Source organism: Dysgonomonas sp. Marseille-P4677, from assembly GCF_016652235.1.
In the GTDB taxonomy this organism is placed as follows: Bacteria; Bacteroidota; Bacteroidia; order Bacteroidales; family Dysgonomonadaceae; genus Dysgonomonas.
On the sequence record NZ_JAEPKU010000079.1, the window covers coordinates 1 to 19,231 of the forward strand.

The following is a 19,231-nucleotide window of genomic DNA, read 5'->3' on the forward strand; positions in this document are numbered from 1 at the left end:
TGTTAAAAGAGAATTAGTTTTGTCAGGTGACAAAAACTACTCGTATTATAACAGAATCCTCAGCGAACAGTACCTAAAAGCTGAAAATATTCTTCTTAATTATTTTAATTAACTTCTGTCTACCAAGGAATTCGCAGGGAAATTCTGTGATAAGAATTACGAGAATACTAATTTTTATGTTTCCATTGAAAACGAAATCAACCTGTTAAGATTGTCAAGACCAGGCGCTTTCTAATTACCGTAACCTGATCAATAAGGTGAAAGAATAGAATCCTGAATTAGGGTACTTTCTGTTCAGTTGCTATACTTCTTTATCGTATGCTGAGTTCCATAATGTCACTCATGACCAATTAAAGTTCGTTACACTTAATATCGACGGCGAAGATAAGAATACTTCATTCTTTCAAATGAACGTCAGAAAACAGGGGGTAATCTGCGAAATTCCAATTGTGCCTTTAAGGGTTTGTATTACTCTCTTCATGGCTTGTATCAGAAGGATATCCTTACGAATCATAGCAACAATATAGAAAAAGTGGATGACTGAAATCGATAGATAAAGGAGCAATGTTAAAATCTAATGATCCGCTCTATTGTCACTTTTTAAATCAACAAGTCACTATATCAATAAAATATAGTGACTTGTTGATTTAAGAGATAACCATCTAATATCTCCTATCTACTTTTATTACCTCATTATAAGATTTAGAACGAGTTTCCTTAGTCTTTCCATAATTAAAATTTGGTTCTCTACCCATCTTAAAAACAAGTTTACCACCTGCAATAAATCTTATCATGGGTTATATAACTCTCTTCGTAAGGCTCGTTATCAATGTAACAGATTGAATATAAATATTGTCAGAAGAGTTATTAATTACTTCAATTTCAAATTTCCTGTTCTGAGGAAGGGAAATTGAAGCCTTGTCAAATAGAGGGCTTCCAAATACAAATACACCATTGAATGGATAAACAGGATAGAAACCGAGTGATGAGAATATATACCACGACGACATTTGACTACAGTCTTCATTACCCTCAAGCCCATTCGGCATATTCCTATACATATTTTTCATTATGTAACGTGCTTTATTGGCCGTTTTCCACTGTTCCCCAATAAATGGATATAAATATATAGTGTGATGACCTGGTTCATTACCATGAGTGATTTTCTATAAGGTTCAACTCTAAACGCTTTGTACACCAGCTTGGCTACTATAGCATCAGAAATAGATTTACCTCCTATCTTGATCACAAAAATGGAAAAAGTCAATTAAATATACTATTACTTTTGATGGGGTATTACCTTGTGAAGCTAAACTATTTACGCATTCAACATACTCGAATGAAGATGTTGCTTTACCAGAAGTTGTCAACAGCCATGTAAAACAAGAGAAAGACCATCTCAATTTTTATATTTTTAGATAGAGGATTACAATCCAATCCATCTGGACAATCAAAGATTTTAGTAATGAGTCTATACCTTTTGTTGTAAGATCAAAAGAAAATCGTAAATATGTAGAAATAGAATCTATGATAACGGAGGATTCCGATTCTGATTTAGGAACTCTGTTTCTACTCAAAGACTCTAAGGTTAACCTATACACAGGTTTGCCTAAGACAACCAAGAAGAAAACAATTCGTTATAAAGAAGAATTTGTTAAAAGCCTTTCCGCTTGATTGTGGCACAAAGTAAAGATGAGCTTGATAAATATTTTGGTTTATCACCCATGATCTGATAACCTTCAAGTTTGAGTTGTACCAGTTTCAATTGACGTTTTAAATCCTCATTTTTCAACTTAAGGGATAAATCTACTCCTGCTGTTTCTTTTTACGTTCCATAATCGGTACTGTAATACTTTCAGCTAAGATAATACCATTTTTTTGTTGGTAATGATGAACCATCTTACTTATGTTCTTTTGATCGACCCCATGTTCTATACTTAGCATATAGGAGCTCTTTCGTCCACTCAAATAGTCTTGAATGATTGCTTGTCTTAATAACCGGGGAACCGTAATTCCTTTTTTCTTGTTTTGTCCGTCCATTGGTTTACATTTTCTTCGACGATCTATTTCAGAAAAAGACATTAGTTAGCAATTAATCTGTTTGAAACAAAAAATTCGAAAGGGTAATATAAGGATATCTATTAGACGAATCTTTAATAAAAATCGTCTAAACTATTCTAATTTATGTTATTTTTGTATGAAGAATGTATATTCACATGGAAAAATGATATGAATTTATGTGATTGATGGAATAATAAATGTATGGATAAGGATATTTCTCTTTGGCAGGATTTTTTGGATGGGCAGTCATATGCTTATGCAAGAATATATGAATTATATGCTAAGCAGATGTATTATTATGGATTACGATTCTCGTCTGATAATAAATGTGTTGAGGATGCCATTCATGATGTATTCGTTCGATTATATAGTAATCGAAAAAAACTACCTCAGGTAGAAAATATAAAGCTCTATTTATATATTACACTGAAAAATGAACTACTGAATATCAATAATAAAAAAATAAAAATATTTGACTTAGAGTTGGTAAAATCAGTTGCATTTACGGTAACTAATGTTGAAGAGCAAATGATAAAAAAAGAACTTGTATTACAAAAAAAGAATTTTTTATCACAAATAAACAATATTCTATCTCCACGCCAGAAGGAAGCTATATATCACCGATTTGTAGAACAATTATCATATAAAGATATCTCCGAACTAATGGACATAAAGCCTCAATCGGTAAAAAATATAGTACAAACTGCTATTATAAAAATTAGAGAAACCTTTCCAAATATTTCATTATCGCTGCTTATAAGTATATTTTTTTATATTTGAATATCCTATTTAGTTTTTAGATATTTTAATTTAATTGAAAAAATATATATAAAAACATAAGTACTTTTTGATATTTTTTTTGTCCTATATAGTAAAGTTGTATTTGTACCATACCAATTATGAACAAAGAATGTGTTAATTATGGTGTAGAAGATTTGTTGCATAATGATTTGTTTCTGCAATCAGTATTTCATTCTACACCAATAACGGATTTATATTGGGAAAAACTTATTCAAGAGAATAAATTAAGTGAAGAGGTTTATAATCAAGCAAAAGCCTTCGTGCTAAAAATGAATGAATGTGAAAATCCGGATGTGGATGAGAATCTACATTTATTGTGGAATAGGATTTCGGAAACTAATAAAAAGAAAAAGAAGCTTATCACTACATATTCAATCGCTATTGGAATGGCTGCATGTATATTAGGAATCGTGATTCTTCTGAATTTCAATAGTAAAGAAAAACAGGATTCAATTCTATTTGCAAGTGATTATGATTTTAATACAATAGAGAGAGTTGCGCCCTCTAATAATATTCAGGTAGTTATTAATGATATTAAAATAACTTTAAATTCAGATGAGGCAGTTATTAACCATACGAAAGATGGAAACACAAAAATTAATGATGACACTATTATTCTTCCGAATAAGAAAGCACATGCAAACCTTAATCAGTTAATTGTGCCTTATGGGAAACGTTCACGATTGCAGCTTATAGATGGTAGTATAATATGGGTGAACGCAGGAACTAGAGTCGTTTATCCTGAAGAATTTACAGGAAACAAACGGGAGATATATGTAGATGGCGAGATTTATGCAGATATTTTCCATGATGCAAAGAGACCTTTTATTGTTAGATCGAACGATATGTCGGTGCAAGTGCTAGGCACTAAGTTTGATATAGCCGTACATGATAATGAGCCAAATAAATTTGTAGTTTTAGTAGAAGGATCTGTGAAGGTTTTAATGAAAAGAGGAAATCCATCTGGTATCATATTAAGTCCGAATCAGCTGTTGCTAGTGTCACCTACAGACAATTCCATTACGACAGTTAATACATCCAACTATACATCGTGGATTGACGGTGTTTATAAATTTAGACAGACATCTTTAGAAATGATACTGATGAGACTATCCAAGTATTACGGAGTCAAAATAGAATGTGAAGAAATAGTAAGTAAGTTAACATGTAGCGGAAGCTTAGATTTGAAGGATGACCTTAGTTCAGTATTGCAAGACCTGTCATTAGCGACATCACTCAAATACCAATATGAAGAAGGAATATATAAATTTAGAGAAGTTAAACCTTAAAAAAATATTATTGTATATGAAATAAACAAACACCTCATTTAATCAGAGAGATTTGTAAATTCGAAAGTGGGCAATACCACGAATATTGCCCACTTAGGAACGAATTATACAAATATTGTATAATATATAGAACACACAAATATATGAAATATTTTCGAGAGAAGGTGAAAAAGGCAACTTATCTTTTCACCCTGAATACAATACCCTATTTTCTGATATTTTGCTTTTTATTTATAAGGGTTGATTATGTTAATGCCGATGAAAATCAGGATTCAGTAAAGAAAATTACAATAGAAATAAAAAATAAGTCGCTTAGTGAAGCTTTAGCGGAGTTGGAGAAGAAGAGCGAATTCTTGTTTTTCTATCAAGATGAGATTGTAGAAAAGTCAAAAGAAAAATTGAACTTTAAGTTTGAGAATAAAACGATTTCAGAGATACTTAACACCTTATTGGCAAATACGGAAAATACATTTGCAATTAATGGACGCCAACTGATAATATACAAGAAACCCCAAAAGGAAACACATACCACTCAAAGAGGCAGATCTTTCGCTATACAAGGAGTCGTAGTTGACGAGAATGGAGAAACTCTTCCGGGGGCAACGGTAACCGTTCAAGGAACGAATGCCGGAGGAACAATGACAGGTGAAAATGGGCAGTTTAGCTTGATTGTAGATAATCAGGATATAAACCTTATAGTCTCATATATAGGGTATGAGACACAGATAGTAGAACTAAGAAGTTCTGCTTTGATCAAGCTCAAGCCAAGCTCCTTACAATTAGAAGACGTCGTTGTTACAGGCTTATTTACTCGAAGGGCCGAGAGCTATACCGGTTCTACTACATCTTTTACTGGAAAAGAATTGTTACAGGTTGGAAATCAGAATGTTATTCAAAGTTTGAAAAGCTTGGATCCTTCCCTCAATATTTTTACGAATTTCGAAATGGGATCAGACCCAAATACTTTACCCGATATGGTCATTCGTGGTGTAAGTACATTCCCGCTAGATGAAAGCGGTATGGCTTTCAAGAGTACGTTCGTTGGTAACCCTAATGCACCTCTATTTATATTGGACGGTTTTGAAACCACACTCGAAAAGATAATAAACATGGATATGTCACGCATAGCAGGAGCTACTATACTGAAAGATGCGGCAGCTAAAGCAATATATGGTTCCAAAGCAGCCAATGGCGTTATTATAATAGAGACTAAACGGATGTACGATAACGAAACCCGTGTTACTTACAACGGTAGTGTATCTTTTCAGATTCCAGATCTTACAAGTTACGACTTGACAAATGCATTGGAAAAGTTGCGCGTAGAGGATATTGAAGGTTATTATAATGCAGGAACTTATCTCGAAGATAAAATAGATAACAAGCAACAGTATAATGAACGTCTTCGTTCTGCTCTTACAAGAAAGAGTACATATTGGTTATCAAAGCCGTTGAGAACAGGCGTAGGCACACAACATTATATAGGTGTTGAAATGGGAGAAAAGAATTTGAAAAGTATTGCTGATTTTTCATATAAGAGGGTTGACGGTGTAATGAAAGGGTCAGATAATACAACAATATCCGGAGCCTTAAATCTTTCATACAGGCATAAAAATGTTCTGTTCCGTAATATAATGAGTATTGACGATAATAAGCAAAATGACTCGAAATATGGGAATTTTAATACTTATACCATGATGAATCCATACTGGGATCCATATGATGCAACTACCGGCGATTTAACAAGAACATTTGAAGGGCTGAGAAGTAACAATGAAAAAATAGGCAACCCATTGTATGACGCATCGTTAAATACAGTCTTACGAAATTCTTATCTGCATTTTTCTAATAATTTTTATATCGAAGCAGATTTATTCAAAGGACTCAAAGCTATTGGATCAATCAGCGTTTCTTCACAGCGATTGGACGATGAAGAATTTTATCCGTCAAATCATTCTATGTTTTTAGGAAATGAATATAATAACACTGAAGAAGCTCGCTTGAAAAAGGGAATGTATGAACTCACCAATGGTAAGTCATCCTCAATAGAGGGTAAGCTCAATTTACAATACAATCTTTTGCTCAATAAACATAACTTTAGTTCAAATACGGTTTTTGAAATTGAGGAAAAGAGTTTTAATGAAACTATGATACAAGCTACTGGATTCCCTAGTAACAAGGGTAATAATATAGGATTTGCCCGTCAATATGCAGAGAATACAGTCCCTGTATCGTATGATGCCTTAAAACGAAATATGGGCTTTCTTGAAAATATAAACTATAGTTATGACGACCGCTTCCTGACAGATTTAACCCTTCGCTTTAATGGAGCTTCAGTGTTCGGAAGCGATAATCCTTGGGGCACCTTCTGGAGCGTAGGAGCTGGTTGGAATATACATAACGAAAATTTCATGAAAGGAATAAAAGATCTTAGTATGCTGAAACTTAGGGCTTCGTATGGAACTTCGGGGAACCAGAACGCTAATCAGAATGTTTCATATGCTACATACAGGTATTTCAATTCGGCTTTTTACCAAGGTTTTACAGGAGTTATACTCAACAATATGGAAAATCCTTTTTTGAGATGGGAAAAATCAAAGGATATAAACTTAGGGTTGCAGTTTGTCTATAAAGGGTTGTCTTTGGTATTCGACTATTACAATACTGAACGATCTAACCTGACTACTAATTTATCTGTTGCTCCATCGATAGGATTTTCGACAGTTTCAGAGAACATAGGACGAGTACGTAATCGAGGTATAGAAGTCGATTTAGGCTATACTGTTATCCAAAACAAAGAAGGGTTTCTAAATATTCGCGGAAAAATAGCTACAAATAATAATAAAATAGTCGAAATATCTGAAGCCTTGAGGGCCTTTAATAAAAGGCAAATGGAGAAAGCTGAAGGTACAGAAACTAATCGTCCCGTATTGATCTATCAAGATGGTATGCCTATGAATGCTATTTGGGCAGTACCATCGTTAGGAATAGACCCTATGACAGGCTGTGAAATATTCAGAGGGCAAGATGGAAATCTTACATATGTATGGAAATCTTCAGATATGGTTTATAGCGGCTCTCAAGATCCTAAATATAGGGGTAATGTCTCGATAAATGGAGAGTATAAAGGATTTGGACTTACACTGAACGGAACTTTTCTAGGTGGAGGTAAAATGTATAATTATACACTAGTAGATAAGGTCGAGAATGTAGATATCAAATATAATGTAGACAGGAGAGTTTTAACCGGAAGATGGCAAACTCCAGGACAAAATGCCCAATATTCTATATTGGCGAGGGCATTTAACCCTGAGACGAACAAGACTCAAGATAATGTGACACGTGCAACCACCCGGTTTATACAAGATAGAAACGAATTTACCATTTCATCAATATCGGCCTATTACAATGTATCTGGACGATTGTTGGAAATGTTAAAGATGAAGCAGCTCAGATTTACTTTCTATTTAAATGATATTGCTACTTTCTCTTCCATTAAGGTAGAGAGAGGTACAAACTACCCTTTTGCTAGAAATATGTCATTCTCTATTACCGGAACATTTTAATAATATCTATACCTAATAAACATGAAAATAAAGTTAAAATTTATATATATATTGATAGGCATGACCATTATATCAATGAGTTCATGTAAAGATTGGCTTAGTGAGAGTCCCTCTTCACAACTGACCTCTGAGGAACTATATGAAACCGAATCTGGTTTCAGAGAGGCTTTAATTGGGATCTATATCAAGATGGCTTCGGAAGATCTTTATGCAAAGAAAATGACATGGCACTTTGCGGACTTGCTAGCTATTCCTTATGTTAAGAACAACTCTACTTCTTCAGAGCCATATTATATTGTGCGCCATGTTTATTCCGCTAATAGTGTAAAAGAAAAATATATAAATCCTATTTGGAATGAGTCGTATCAAACAATTGCTAATATAAATAACGCACTCAAAAATGTGGAGAACCAAAGTAATGTACTGAATGCTAAAAGTAAGAAACTGATAAAAGGAGAATTGCTTGGGCTTAGAGCATATATCCACCTTGATCTTATGCGAATGTTCGGCTATGGGAATTTATCGAATAGAGCAGATTATGAGATGCGGCTTACTATTCCTTATGTAACTGTTTATTCAAAAGAATTGACACCGCAGCTGCCTTATAATGAGACGATGTCACTTGTAATAAAAGACATTAAAGAGGCATTGTCTAATTTAGAGGATGACCCAGTACGGAATTTACATCCGTCCAGCTACTACGACGATATTAACATAGATGGATTCTGGGATAATCGGGATCGCCGCTTAAACTATTATGCCGTACAGGCACTATTAGCCCGGGCCTATATGTGGGAAGGTAGTAATGCGGGTTTGGAAGAAGCTTTTAAAATAGCTAGTGATCTTACAAAAGAAGAAGGAACAGCATATAAATGGATTACATATTCGGATATATCATCTACCAATCTTACTCTCGTTGACAGAACTTTCGGGGTAGAGCATCTGTTTGCTCTCGATGTATACAGCTTAAAAGCTATATTTAATCCATATATGATTGATCCTGAGCAAGATACCTATAATATGGTGAGCTATATCGCCCGGAAGGATTTTGAAGAAAGCATATTTGAGTCGGGATATTGGGGTAAATCAGGATACTATTACGCGCCTAATCATCCGGAGGCAGATGCCTCCGGATTGATTCCCTTAAGTTTATTAGGCAGCGGTAATCCTATAGCAGGCATCGGTGAAGCAGATTATCGCTTGAAATATCATTTTGAATTTTCATCATCTTCTTCAATGGGAAATGTATATTATCTGAAAAAATATTATCAGCCAGAGAATTACAACGATGTTAATTATAGGAAAAATAGAATTCCATTGCTGAAAATATCTGAAATGTATTATATTCTTGCCGAGTACTATATCCATCACAATAATGAATCGAAAGCCCTCGATATATTAGATCAAGTACGGTTTCATAGGGGACTGGAGAAGAAAATAGATCCGAGGTTGATCGTTTCAGTGCAAAGTGAACTGACAAAAGAATATATAAGGGAGTTTTCGGGTGAAGGACAATTGTTTTACTACTACAAACGGTTAAATATTCTGGATCCTACCGACTACGGAATATCTGGTGGCTATAGAGGAATAGAAAATTATGGCTTTAATGATGATATATTTCTTATACCATATCCTGATGATGAAATATTATATGGGAACAGGGTACAGTAAAATAATAGTTAAAACTCAGATGTAATCATGAAAATATTAAGTTATATAGTGAAATTATTGTTAGCGGTATTTCTCTTAATGCTTGCTTGTTGTGAAAAGGATGAAATAAAAACATATAAAGAGGAAGACTCTGCAATACAGTTTTCATCGATGGCTAGTCAGTTCTCATTTTTCTACTTTATGGATCAGCCTTCGATGACTGTATCCATTCCAGTTACATTAATAGGCCCGAAGGTATCTCATGACAGAACATTTTCTGCCAGGGTTTTAAGTGATACCACTACTGCTCCATTTGAAAAATATGAGGTGTTAGAGGGTGTAGTCAAAGCGGATTCCTTAAAAGGAGAGCTTAAGTTGAAGTTATATAATGTGGATGACATATTGAATGATAAATATACTCTAGGCTTAGAACTGATTGAAGGAACAGAACTGCAGGCCGGATTATTATCCCGCCAGCAGACGTTGGTCATATGGGATGCATTTTTACCAAAACCGGAATGGTGGGAAAAAAGGAATTTAGGTAATTATGTTTCATATATTACTACAGAAACAGGTTCCACAGTCAGGGGGGTATATAGTACCAAACTGTATCAAATAATGATTGAAGTATGGGGAGATAAACCATTAAATTTTTACGGTTATTTAGGTACTACACCTGAAATATTGGAACAGTATCCAATGATAGTCCCGGGAACACCGATTTTTTCTTCGATGATTCGAGCATTGCAACAATATGTATATGATTACAATGAAGCCCATCCTTCTGTTCCGTTAAGACACAGTAAAGATGCGGTCAGATACAACTCTTCCGGTGATATTATTTCCCTGTATCCAGAAGAACCTCTTATAAAGATAAATCCTTATAATTTGTAGGAAAATGAAGAAAATAATATTTATATCAGTTATTTTAAGTCTAGGTTTCATCTCGTGCTACGAAGATCAGAGTACTGATGCATCAATAGAAATTGGTGAGATAAAAGTAAGTATTCCGGAATTAGGCGAACCTTTTTCCCTCGTTGAAATACAGCAAGGCCTTGTTTATAGTGTAAATACCACTATAACAAAAGATGGGGACAGTAATCCTGATTTGTCTTACGAATGGAGGTTGAACTTAATGCCGAGGGTAGAAGATTACGTTGTTCTAAGTAGGGATAAAGATATAAACGAACCTATTGTCCGTCGTCCCAATTCTCTGCCATACACATTATGGTTAGTCATTACTGATCATCAAACAAATCTGCAACACCATGTTTATTGGGACGTACGCATTATCAGCACTTCTGGAGACGGATTGATTGTTGCTGATACAAAAGATGGGATGACTTCCGATATTTCACTTGTCAGATCTAGATACTTCTCATCAGGATATACGGGTGAGGTCTTATATAAACGAAACAATTTCTCAGCAGCGAACGGTTTTAATATTAACGGATTAGTAAAAAAAATACAATTCGGAAAGACCATGTTGAGTAATATGTCCACATATAAGATATTCACTTTGACAGAAGATGATTTTTTCTCAATAGATCCTGAAACCTACATGGTGGCTTCTTCTTATGACCAATTGTTTGTAAACCCACCATCAGTAAAAAAGCCTCAGGCGTTTTCTTATAGTATAAATCAACATATGATTTATGTTGACGATGGACGTTTATATTTTATAAATTATGGACAAGGTTCTCAATCTGATATATTTACAAGTTATATAAATTATACAGCACCGGGTTCAACTCAGATAAAATATTATGTAAGTGATTATATTGCCTCCGTAACTGCATATGATTCTTTCATGACTTATTATGACGAAACTTTAAGCCGTTTTGCGTGCGTTAAGGGTGGACTGTTTTCCAATTTATCTTTTTCGGATGTAACATACGATGAGAGTGTTGTGAACGCATACAACCCCCTCAGTATGCCGAATATGCAGCCTCTTTCGGCCGGGGTTGGCACAAATGGTGTATATATGCATGCGCTGAAGGATAAAACAACCGGAGAAATTGCTTTTTACAGTATAATCGCAGATTATGATGAAAACTCCAATCAGGTATTCAAGTCAGCGTCAAAATATGCTACACAAGCGTGTCCCGATATAGATCAGGCAATTAGTTTTGAAACCTGTGAGAACAAGGATGTAGTTTATTATGCTACGCCATCAGCTGTGTATTCCGCATATTTTTCGGCCTCTTCGGTTAGTGCGACATCTCGTTTTACTCCTCCGGCAGGAGAAGTAATAACGACAATCAAACTCTTTCATGAAGCATGGTATGTTTTAAATGCCAAAGATGATTATACACCTATGAATGAGAATGGAAATCAATTATTTGTAGCGACATATAACGAAACGACACAGGAAGGGAAAGTATATGCTCTAGCAATCACTAATTTAGCAGGAGCGTTAGAAGCATCTTCCGTCGAAAAAACATTCGGTGGATTTAGCCGGATAACCGCCTTGGGTACACAAGGAAAATAAACACTACTTTAAAAGTCCGGATGTGATATCCGGACTTTTAAAAAAATGGATAAATTTTTAATAGAAGAAAATAAAATGGTAAAAAAAAGCTTATTTCTGATGGTAACGCTGACCTTTTTTTTTATGTCTGGTTCAGCACAAGGCTTTCTTTTTTTTAAGAAAAAGAAGGCTCCAAAAACGTCTATAGACAGCACAAAAACAAAGAAAGAGACAGATTATGAAAAACTGTTTAAAGAAAAACACCTCACTGTAAAAGGCCTAATAACACTGCATAACGTCAAAGGAAAGCTGTATTTTGAACTTCCTATTACTCTCTTAAATAAAGAAATGCTAATTGGGTCTACAGTTTCACAAATCAGTAATAATGCTAACGCTATAGTTGGTTCCAAACCTTCGGCTCCTTTGTATGTTGAGTTTACGAAACAAGAGAAGAATGTCCAACTTAGGAGTATAAATTCTAACTATATTTCAAACAACGAAGATTCCAATATAGCAAAAGCTATTGACCAGAGCACTATAGGCGCAGTGATTAAGAATATGAAAATTTCGGCCTATTCGCCCGATAGCTTGGCTATAGTATTTGACATGACAGATTTTTTTGTGAGTGATAACAAGGAGATGTCACCATTCGATCAGTTGAGCTTATATGCCATGTCTGGCTATAAAAGAACAGAATCATATCAGAGAGATAAATCTTTTTTGGGGGAAATCAAAGCATTTTCAGATAATGTGACCATACAGAGCCATTTATCATATACATATAGTCTGAAAACAGCAGATGGAAAAGATGCAGCGAAGGATGTACCCTTTACAGCTGTGGTAACACGTTCCATTATGTTGTTGAAAGATAAGCCTTACAGACCACGTTATGGGGATTATCGAATGGCAATATTTCCAACAGGAAAGTATCTTTTGAATGAAAACGATCAAGCTATGAGGGCTACCTTCTTTTCTAATAGGTGGGACCTGACTCCTTCTGACAAAGATGCATATTTGAGGAAAGAAAAGGTCGAACCCCAAAAACCTATAGTCTTTTATATTGATAATACTTTTCCTGAAAAATGGAAGAAATATATAAAAGAAGGAGTGGAACAATGGAATGAAGTATTTGAGGAAATAGGTTTTAAGAATACAATTCTGGCGAAGGATTTTCCTCAAAATGATTCAGTTTTTGATCCTGACAATCTAAAATATTCCTGTATTCGTTATGCTCCTATAGGAATAGCCAACGCAATGGGCCCATCATGGACCGATCCAAGATCGGGAGAGATAATAACAGCTTCGGTATATGTGTATCACAATATAATAGAATTATTGAACAACTGGATTTTTGTCCAGACAGCCCAAACTGTCAATGATGTGAGACGAAAAAAAATCCCGGATGAAATAATTGGAGATGGACTCCGCTATGTTATAGCACATGAGATAGGCCACTGTTTGGGATTAATGCACAACATGAGCGGATCGGCCGTTTTTCCCGTTGACTCGCTACGTTCTCCGACTTTCACACAGAAATATGGAACAACATCTTCTATAATGGATTATGCTCGATATAATTATGTGGCACAGCAGGGAGATTATCAAAAAGGAGTGAAAATGACCCCTCCACGTTTTGGTGAATATGATAAATTTTCAATAAAATGGTTGTATACAGCATTTCCTGATAAAACGTACGAAGAAGAGTCTAATATACTATCTCAATGGATTACCGAGCGATCGGGAGATTTTCTCTATCATTATGGAAAACAGCAAATATACTGGACGTACGACCCAAGATCCCAAGTAGAAGATTTAGGAGATGATGCAATGAAAGCATCTGAATATGGAATAAGAAATCTTGAATTTATAACTTATAATTTAGATTCATGGGTTCATGACGACGATGAAGATTATTCTTATAGAAAAAAGATTTACAATGCTATTATTCAACAATATATACGGTATATAGGTCATGTGTACGCAAATGTTGGAGGATTATACCTCCAGGAAATAAAGAAAGGTGATAAAGGAGATATGTACCAAAGTGTTCCGAAAGATATCCAAAAGAAAGCTTTGATGTTTATCATAGATCAAGTAGGGAACCATTCATGGTTCGATAATCTAGTTTTGAGAGGGAAAATAGGAATATCCAGTTCTGTAAATGATTTGATAGATAACTATCTTATAAAGAGAATTGTTTCTGCACCTCAAAAAGTAGTGGTTTCTTCTACCTTGGCAGATTCAAATCCATATAGCTTTAAGGAGTGTGCAGATGATGTTTACAATTTTATCTGGAAATCAACAATTTCTGGCCGAAAACCTAGCAGTACGGATATGATGATGCAGCGAGAGTTTATAAATCAGTTCATGATTAATTCTCATTTAATCAAAGAAGACCCTACGGAAAAAAAGTCCTTTACGTCAGACATTCAGATTGCAGAAGAATTGGGCGTAAATAATAGTGTAAGTTTCACTTGTTCTTGTGGGTCCAATCACACTTATAGTTCTATGAATGAAAATAATATGTTTAGTCCTGTATCAGGATATGAATGGGGTCCTGAATTCAGATTGTTTTATCCGATGGCAACTGCTAGCGACTCCTTTGGCTATGTGCTGCGTGTACAGTCATTGCTTGAACGTAATATTCCATCTTCGGGAGGAGAGACGCGCGCACACTATGAATTCCTTTTGAATCAAATAGAGAATAGTCTTACAATAAAATAATTAAAACAAATATGATGAAAAGAAATATGCTACTGATTGTTTATTTACTAGGATTCACTTCGTCGATATTTGTATATAGTAATGGAGACGCATTGAAAGAGAATAATAGGGAAATAAGCACCTCGTTTTTTAGAAAAAAGAAAAAAAAAGTGGGAATAAGTGATGATTCGGTACCTAAACAAAAAGAGGCACCTTATACCAAAATATTTAAAGGAAAGAAATATAAAACGGTTAAAGGATTAATAACTCTCCATCTAGTCGAAGACAAACTCTATATCGAATTTCCTTTAGAGCTCATAGATAAAGATCTGATCTTATCATCACATCTAGATAAAGTAAGTGAATTTGGAACACTGAACGTAGGACAGAATGCAAATAATACATTGTTTTTTTCTGTTTCTAAAACGGATTCAATTATTACCCTGTCTCGTAAAAACGGACTCGCACTGGTCACAAATAAAGAAGATGAGAATGTAAAAAGTGCTATAAGGAAGAGTAATATTCCTTCTATTATCTTTAAGGCACCGACTTTGGCTTTTTCTCCGGATAGTTTATCTGTTGTTTTCGATGGTACACCCTTTTTCATGGAAAGTAATAACTATATAGTAAGTTTTACTACAAAGCCGAAGAATGATAAAACTATATTACACGATGTTGCAGCCTATGACAATAGCATATCGATATATACTGATATGACTATAGATGTTCCGACTAACATAATTGGATTGACCAAGCCTCTTTCTTTTACAGTGAATACGACAATAAGCCTTTTGCCTGACAAAGTCATGGATTTTAGATTTGCAGACAGTAGGGTGGGAACAGGTGTTACCCAGATATCGACATATGATGGAATAAATCAGGGCTTAAAACATGATTACGTGTCAAGAAGATGGAGGCTGGATTTATTGGATACTACCGCATATAAAAATGGATCTTTAGTCAGTCCAATAAAACCGTTAGTCTTTTATGTAGATACTCTTTTTTCTGATGAATGTATGGAGGGAATTAAATTAGGATTTGAAAAATGGAATGCTGCCTTTGAAAAGATAGGTTACAAGAATACAATTTCCGTTTTTCCTTATCCTGCTAATGATTCGACTTTTGATGCAAATAATAATCTGACCTATAATTGTATTAAATATATTCAATCAGCTGGGAGAAATATAATTAAAAATATTAAGACTGATCCTAGAAGTGGTGAAATATTGAGTGCCTCGCTCTATTTTCCCAGAGATATGTTTATACCGATACACAGCGATAGGCTTATTCAGACAGGATCCGTAGATAAACGGGTGAGAAATAACGAATTGCCTAAAGAAATCCTAAAAGAGACGGTAGCTGCTATAATTTTGAAAGAAGCTGGCTTCTGCTTAGGATTAACAGATAACTTGGCTGGTAGTTCTTGGTACGATGTAGATTCGTTGCGTTCACCCACGTTTACTTCTACAAATGGATTGTCGGCATCTGTTATGGACGATGTTCTATATAATTATGTAGCTCAGCCTGGAGATTTGGAGCGTGGAGTAAAAATGGTGAATACTGATTTGGGTGTATATGATTATTTTGCAATAAAATGGCTTTATAAACCTATACTTGATAACTCTGTTTCCGAAGAAAAAATATTATCTCAATGGATAGATGAACATAAAGATGACGTAAGATATAAATTTATTCCACGCCCTTCACAAAATCAGATTGCAGAAGATCCACGGGCAATCAGGAATACATTGGGAAATGATGTAATTAAGTCAACTACATATGCATTGAAAAACTACAAATATATAATGGATAATTATTTAGAATGGATTGATAAGCCCGATACAGATGACAGCTATAAAATGTTGTTCCCTGAATTTATATTCTTACATACATTAACACAGCTAAGGCATTTAGCATATCCATTAGGTGGTATTTACATTAATAGTGATGTGGACGGAAATAAACCGGTATATACTACTCTTTCCAGCAAAAAGCAGAGAGAAATATTAATGCGGGCTTTAGATGCTATAAAGCAGATAAATTGGATTAATAATAAGGAGAATTTTAAAAAAAGTGGGGCTTTTTATACAAATATGACCAATCCTCTGATTGCTTCTCCATTAGTCCAAATATTGAACAGACTTCCGGTAATTGCTGTAAGTGGGAGTTTTACAGATGATCCGTATTCTGCAGAAACTTTATTAAATGATTTGACTCGTTATGTAACTAAAGGTCTTCGTACTCAAGGTAACATGAACTTAACAGATAGGCGAATGCTGGAGTGGATTATTATGTGTTACAATGCAGAAATTAAAAAAGTTTTCAATCCCGAAGCTGTAACGAAATCCCAAACGAAAGCAATATATGGTTTTTCTAATTTGAATAGTTCAGGCGTAGGAAACTATAATATACAACCATCTGATTTTATTGAGCTGTTAGAGAATGTATCCTCTGATAATATGAATAATCAAGATTGGCAAAATGTTTATAAGACGATGGATATACAATATGTAAAAGCTCCAGATTTGAGTGTTCTATATTACAAAAATCTAAAAGATATTTATTCGGCCTTGAAATATAAACAAAATATAACAAATGATGAATTATTGAAAAGTTACTGTGCATATTATGAATTTGAAATACAAAAAATATTGAAAGGTAAATAGTATTTAAAGGGTACATGGTTTATATAGTATTCAATGTATTTGCAGTTAGTAGGTATTTCGTCGAAGAAGTTGATATTAAGATATTTCATCAATTCGGCGAAATATTTTCAATTGCTTATAGTGGTTCCTTTAGACTGTGTCAGTATTTTTCTTTCAATAAATGAAGACTCATCGCTTAGGGATTCTTAGGCCTAATAGATGGGAGCATCCGTCTCTGCAAGCGATAAAACTAAAGCATTTTGAATTTCTGTCCAAATTTAATTGCAAATTGTTGAGCTGTTGTTTCTAGCTAAAGATTGGCATTGCCCACATTTGTCTGATATTTACGGCAACTCCATTTCTTGTTTGTAGATTATTCCACCCTTTAATTCACCTTCATGCACATACATGCATGTCAGTTCGGATGTAAGAATTTTTTCTGTTATGAGCTACTCTAATATAAACTGCATACAATCCATCCTCCTTTTACTTCTGTTCTGACATTTGACCAAAAGCTAGATCAGAAGTATTGAATTTTGCCCTGATAAACTATGTTAAATAATACGTTGTATATAAGGTGATTACGTGAATGTCGGGGTACGATCTACACCGATATGTTCCATATTACCTTGAAAGAGTTCTTTAATATCTTTCGCATCCAAACTCCGTTTTGCTCTATAACTGTATAATATAATTGAAAATACCGATTATTTTATCATCGAGATTTATTACGAAAAAAGTTGGCTTGCAGTATTGGTCTTCGTGATTATTATATTGTCTATAGCATGCCATTGGAAGTATGCACCTTAAGCCGCAGCTCTCGTTCGTCAATTTGCAAAGAAGCATGTGGATCTGTTCCCGATAAAGGATACTGTGCCTCACAAAACAATAATTATTACGGCTATATATATTGCACGCAGTTTGTACTATTTATGGCGTTCTTATAGACTTTGATTTAAGTCAAGCATCGATACATGATATTCATTATCTGAAAGATGTGAAGAGTCTATACCGGAATTGTATAATATTGGGAGATAAAGGCTATTTAAGTATTGACTATCAAAGAGATTTGTTTTCTTCTAATCAAATTAAGCTTGAAGTACCAATGCGTAGAAATCACAAGAACTATAAGCCACAAGCCTATATCTTTAGAAAATCAAGAAAGTAATTTGAAACTTTATTTTCTCAACTATGTGATCAATTTATGATTCGTAGAAACTATGCCAAATCATTTGAGGGCTTCAAGGACAGAATCTTTTCCAAGATAATGGCATTGACAGTTATATAATTGATAACAAATTAATGAACCGAAATATTAACAACCTGAAAACTCAAATTGCTTAAATGCATCAAGGGTTAAATATATGTGATTTGAGTCTAGAATATGTATCTAGGTTTTGAACCTGATATTATATGTATAGTTTTGTAAAGTTTGTGTTAAATATCCACGTGAGTTGAGACAATTCGTGTGGATATCGTTTTGATACGTGACTCACGTTAAATGGTTTTTAATTGTTTCTTGGTATTCTCATCTATTGATTTTTAAGGTTAAGAATACCATTTTTGCAGGACTTAGCTGTAATTTAGGAGTAGTTTTTCTATCTCTAATTTATTTTGATATATTTCTATGACATTAGTTGATCAATAGTGTATAATTATTCTGCTGTTTCATACAAAATACAGTAAGTATAAACACCAATAAGCCTAGAACAACTATTACAAATGATAATTTTCTAACTTTGAATAATTTGAAGTTAAAATAAGCATCTTTGCTAACTGCTTTCTGATCGGTAGATAATCTGTTTAGCGGTTCGTTAATCTTTGATAGCTTCTCCCATAATGAATTGTTTGATAGTATTTTATCCATATTGTATATGATGTTATTTGTTAATTATTTCATTTTAAAGACCAAAGCCTCTGCGCTTTTTGGCTGGTCGAGTTCCATATTTACAAAAAGTCTTTGAGAATGACTCTCAAAGGCTTGGAGATAATTATTTTTTTAGATTAATAGACTTTGGAAACAACAGAGTTACGGATTAGGTATCCATT

General features: G+C 34.2%; 13 protein-coding genes. 10 read left to right on the top strand and 3 right to left on the bottom strand.

Features of this window, described 5'->3' with window-relative positions:
- Positions 1 to 797: 797 nt before the first annotated feature.
- Entirely contained in the window at positions 798 to 1,163 is a 366-nt protein-coding gene (locus tag JGH11_RS13155) for a glycoside hydrolase domain-containing protein (protein ID WP_201112553.1), read from the bottom strand.
- Positions 1,164 to 1,527: 364 nt separating this feature from the next.
- On the opposite strand from JGH11_RS13155, the gene JGH11_RS13160 reads away from it, so the two are divergent.
- Positions 1,528 to 1,674: a hypothetical protein gene (locus JGH11_RS13160; protein ID WP_201112527.1), complete on the top strand. Its 147-nt coding sequence runs from the start codon at positions 1,528 to 1,530 to the stop codon at positions 1,672 to 1,674.
- 132 nt (positions 1,675 to 1,806) lie between these two features.
- On the opposite strand, the gene JGH11_RS13165 is transcribed toward JGH11_RS13160, so the two are convergent.
- Positions 1,807 to 2,082, bottom strand: a complete 276-nt coding sequence (locus tag JGH11_RS13165) for a hypothetical protein (RefSeq protein ID WP_201112530.1) — start codon at positions 2,080 to 2,082, stop codon at positions 1,807 to 1,809.
- Positions 2,083 to 2,262: 180 nt separating this feature from the next.
- On the opposite strand from JGH11_RS13165, the gene JGH11_RS13170 reads away from it, so the two are divergent.
- The 9 genes from JGH11_RS13170 (at position 2,263) to JGH11_RS20585 (ending at position 18,350) form a co-directional block, all read left to right on the top strand.
- Positions 2,263 to 2,841, top strand: coding sequence for an RNA polymerase sigma factor (locus JGH11_RS13170; protein ID WP_201112533.1), 579 nt, complete (start codon positions 2,263 to 2,265; stop codon positions 2,839 to 2,841).
- Between the two features lie 119 nt (positions 2,842 to 2,960).
- Entirely contained in the window at positions 2,961 to 4,151 is a 1,191-nt protein-coding gene (locus JGH11_RS13175) for a FecR family protein (RefSeq protein ID WP_201112536.1), read from the top strand.
- Positions 4,152 to 4,294: 143 nt separating this feature from the next.
- On the top strand, positions 4,295 to 7,714 hold the full coding sequence (locus tag JGH11_RS13180) for a SusC/RagA family TonB-linked outer membrane protein (protein WP_201112538.1): 3,420 nt from the start codon (positions 4,295 to 4,297) through the stop codon (positions 7,712 to 7,714).
- Positions 7,715 to 7,735: 21 nt separating this feature from the next.
- Complete coding sequence (locus JGH11_RS13185) at positions 7,736 to 9,385, top strand: RagB/SusD family nutrient uptake outer membrane protein (protein ID WP_201112540.1); 1,650 nt, start codon at positions 7,736 to 7,738, stop codon at positions 9,383 to 9,385.
- A 27-nt stretch (positions 9,386 to 9,412) separates the two neighbouring features.
- Entirely contained in the window at positions 9,413 to 10,258 is an 846-nt protein-coding gene (locus tag JGH11_RS13190; RefSeq protein WP_201112543.1) for a DUF4843 domain-containing protein, read from the top strand.
- 4 nt (positions 10,259 to 10,262) lie between these two features.
- Positions 10,263 to 11,855 carry a PKD-like family lipoprotein gene (locus tag JGH11_RS13195; RefSeq protein WP_201112545.1) on the top strand — a complete coding sequence of 531 codons (1,593 nt, stop codon included), beginning with the start codon at positions 10,263 to 10,265 and terminating at the stop codon, positions 11,853 to 11,855.
- A 75-nt stretch (positions 11,856 to 11,930) separates the two neighbouring features.
- Positions 11,931 to 14,558, top strand: coding sequence for a zinc-dependent metalloprotease (locus JGH11_RS13200; RefSeq protein WP_201112555.1), 2,628 nt, complete (start codon positions 11,931 to 11,933; stop codon positions 14,556 to 14,558).
- An 11-nt stretch (positions 14,559 to 14,569) separates the two neighbouring features.
- A complete protein-coding gene (locus JGH11_RS13205; protein WP_201112547.1) occupies positions 14,570 to 17,203 on the top strand; it encodes a zinc-dependent metalloprotease in 2,634 nt (877 codons plus the stop codon).
- Between the two features lie 889 nt (positions 17,204 to 18,092).
- Positions 18,093 to 18,350, top strand: coding sequence for a transposase (locus JGH11_RS20585; RefSeq protein WP_201112549.1), 258 nt, complete (start codon positions 18,093 to 18,095; stop codon positions 18,348 to 18,350).
- A gap of 465 nt (positions 18,351 to 18,815) precedes the next feature.
- On the opposite strand, the gene JGH11_RS13215 is transcribed toward JGH11_RS20585, so the two are convergent.
- Complete coding sequence (locus JGH11_RS13215; RefSeq protein WP_201112551.1) at positions 18,816 to 19,049, bottom strand: hypothetical protein; 234 nt, start codon at positions 19,047 to 19,049, stop codon at positions 18,816 to 18,818.
- Positions 19,050 to 19,231 lie beyond the last annotated feature (182 nt).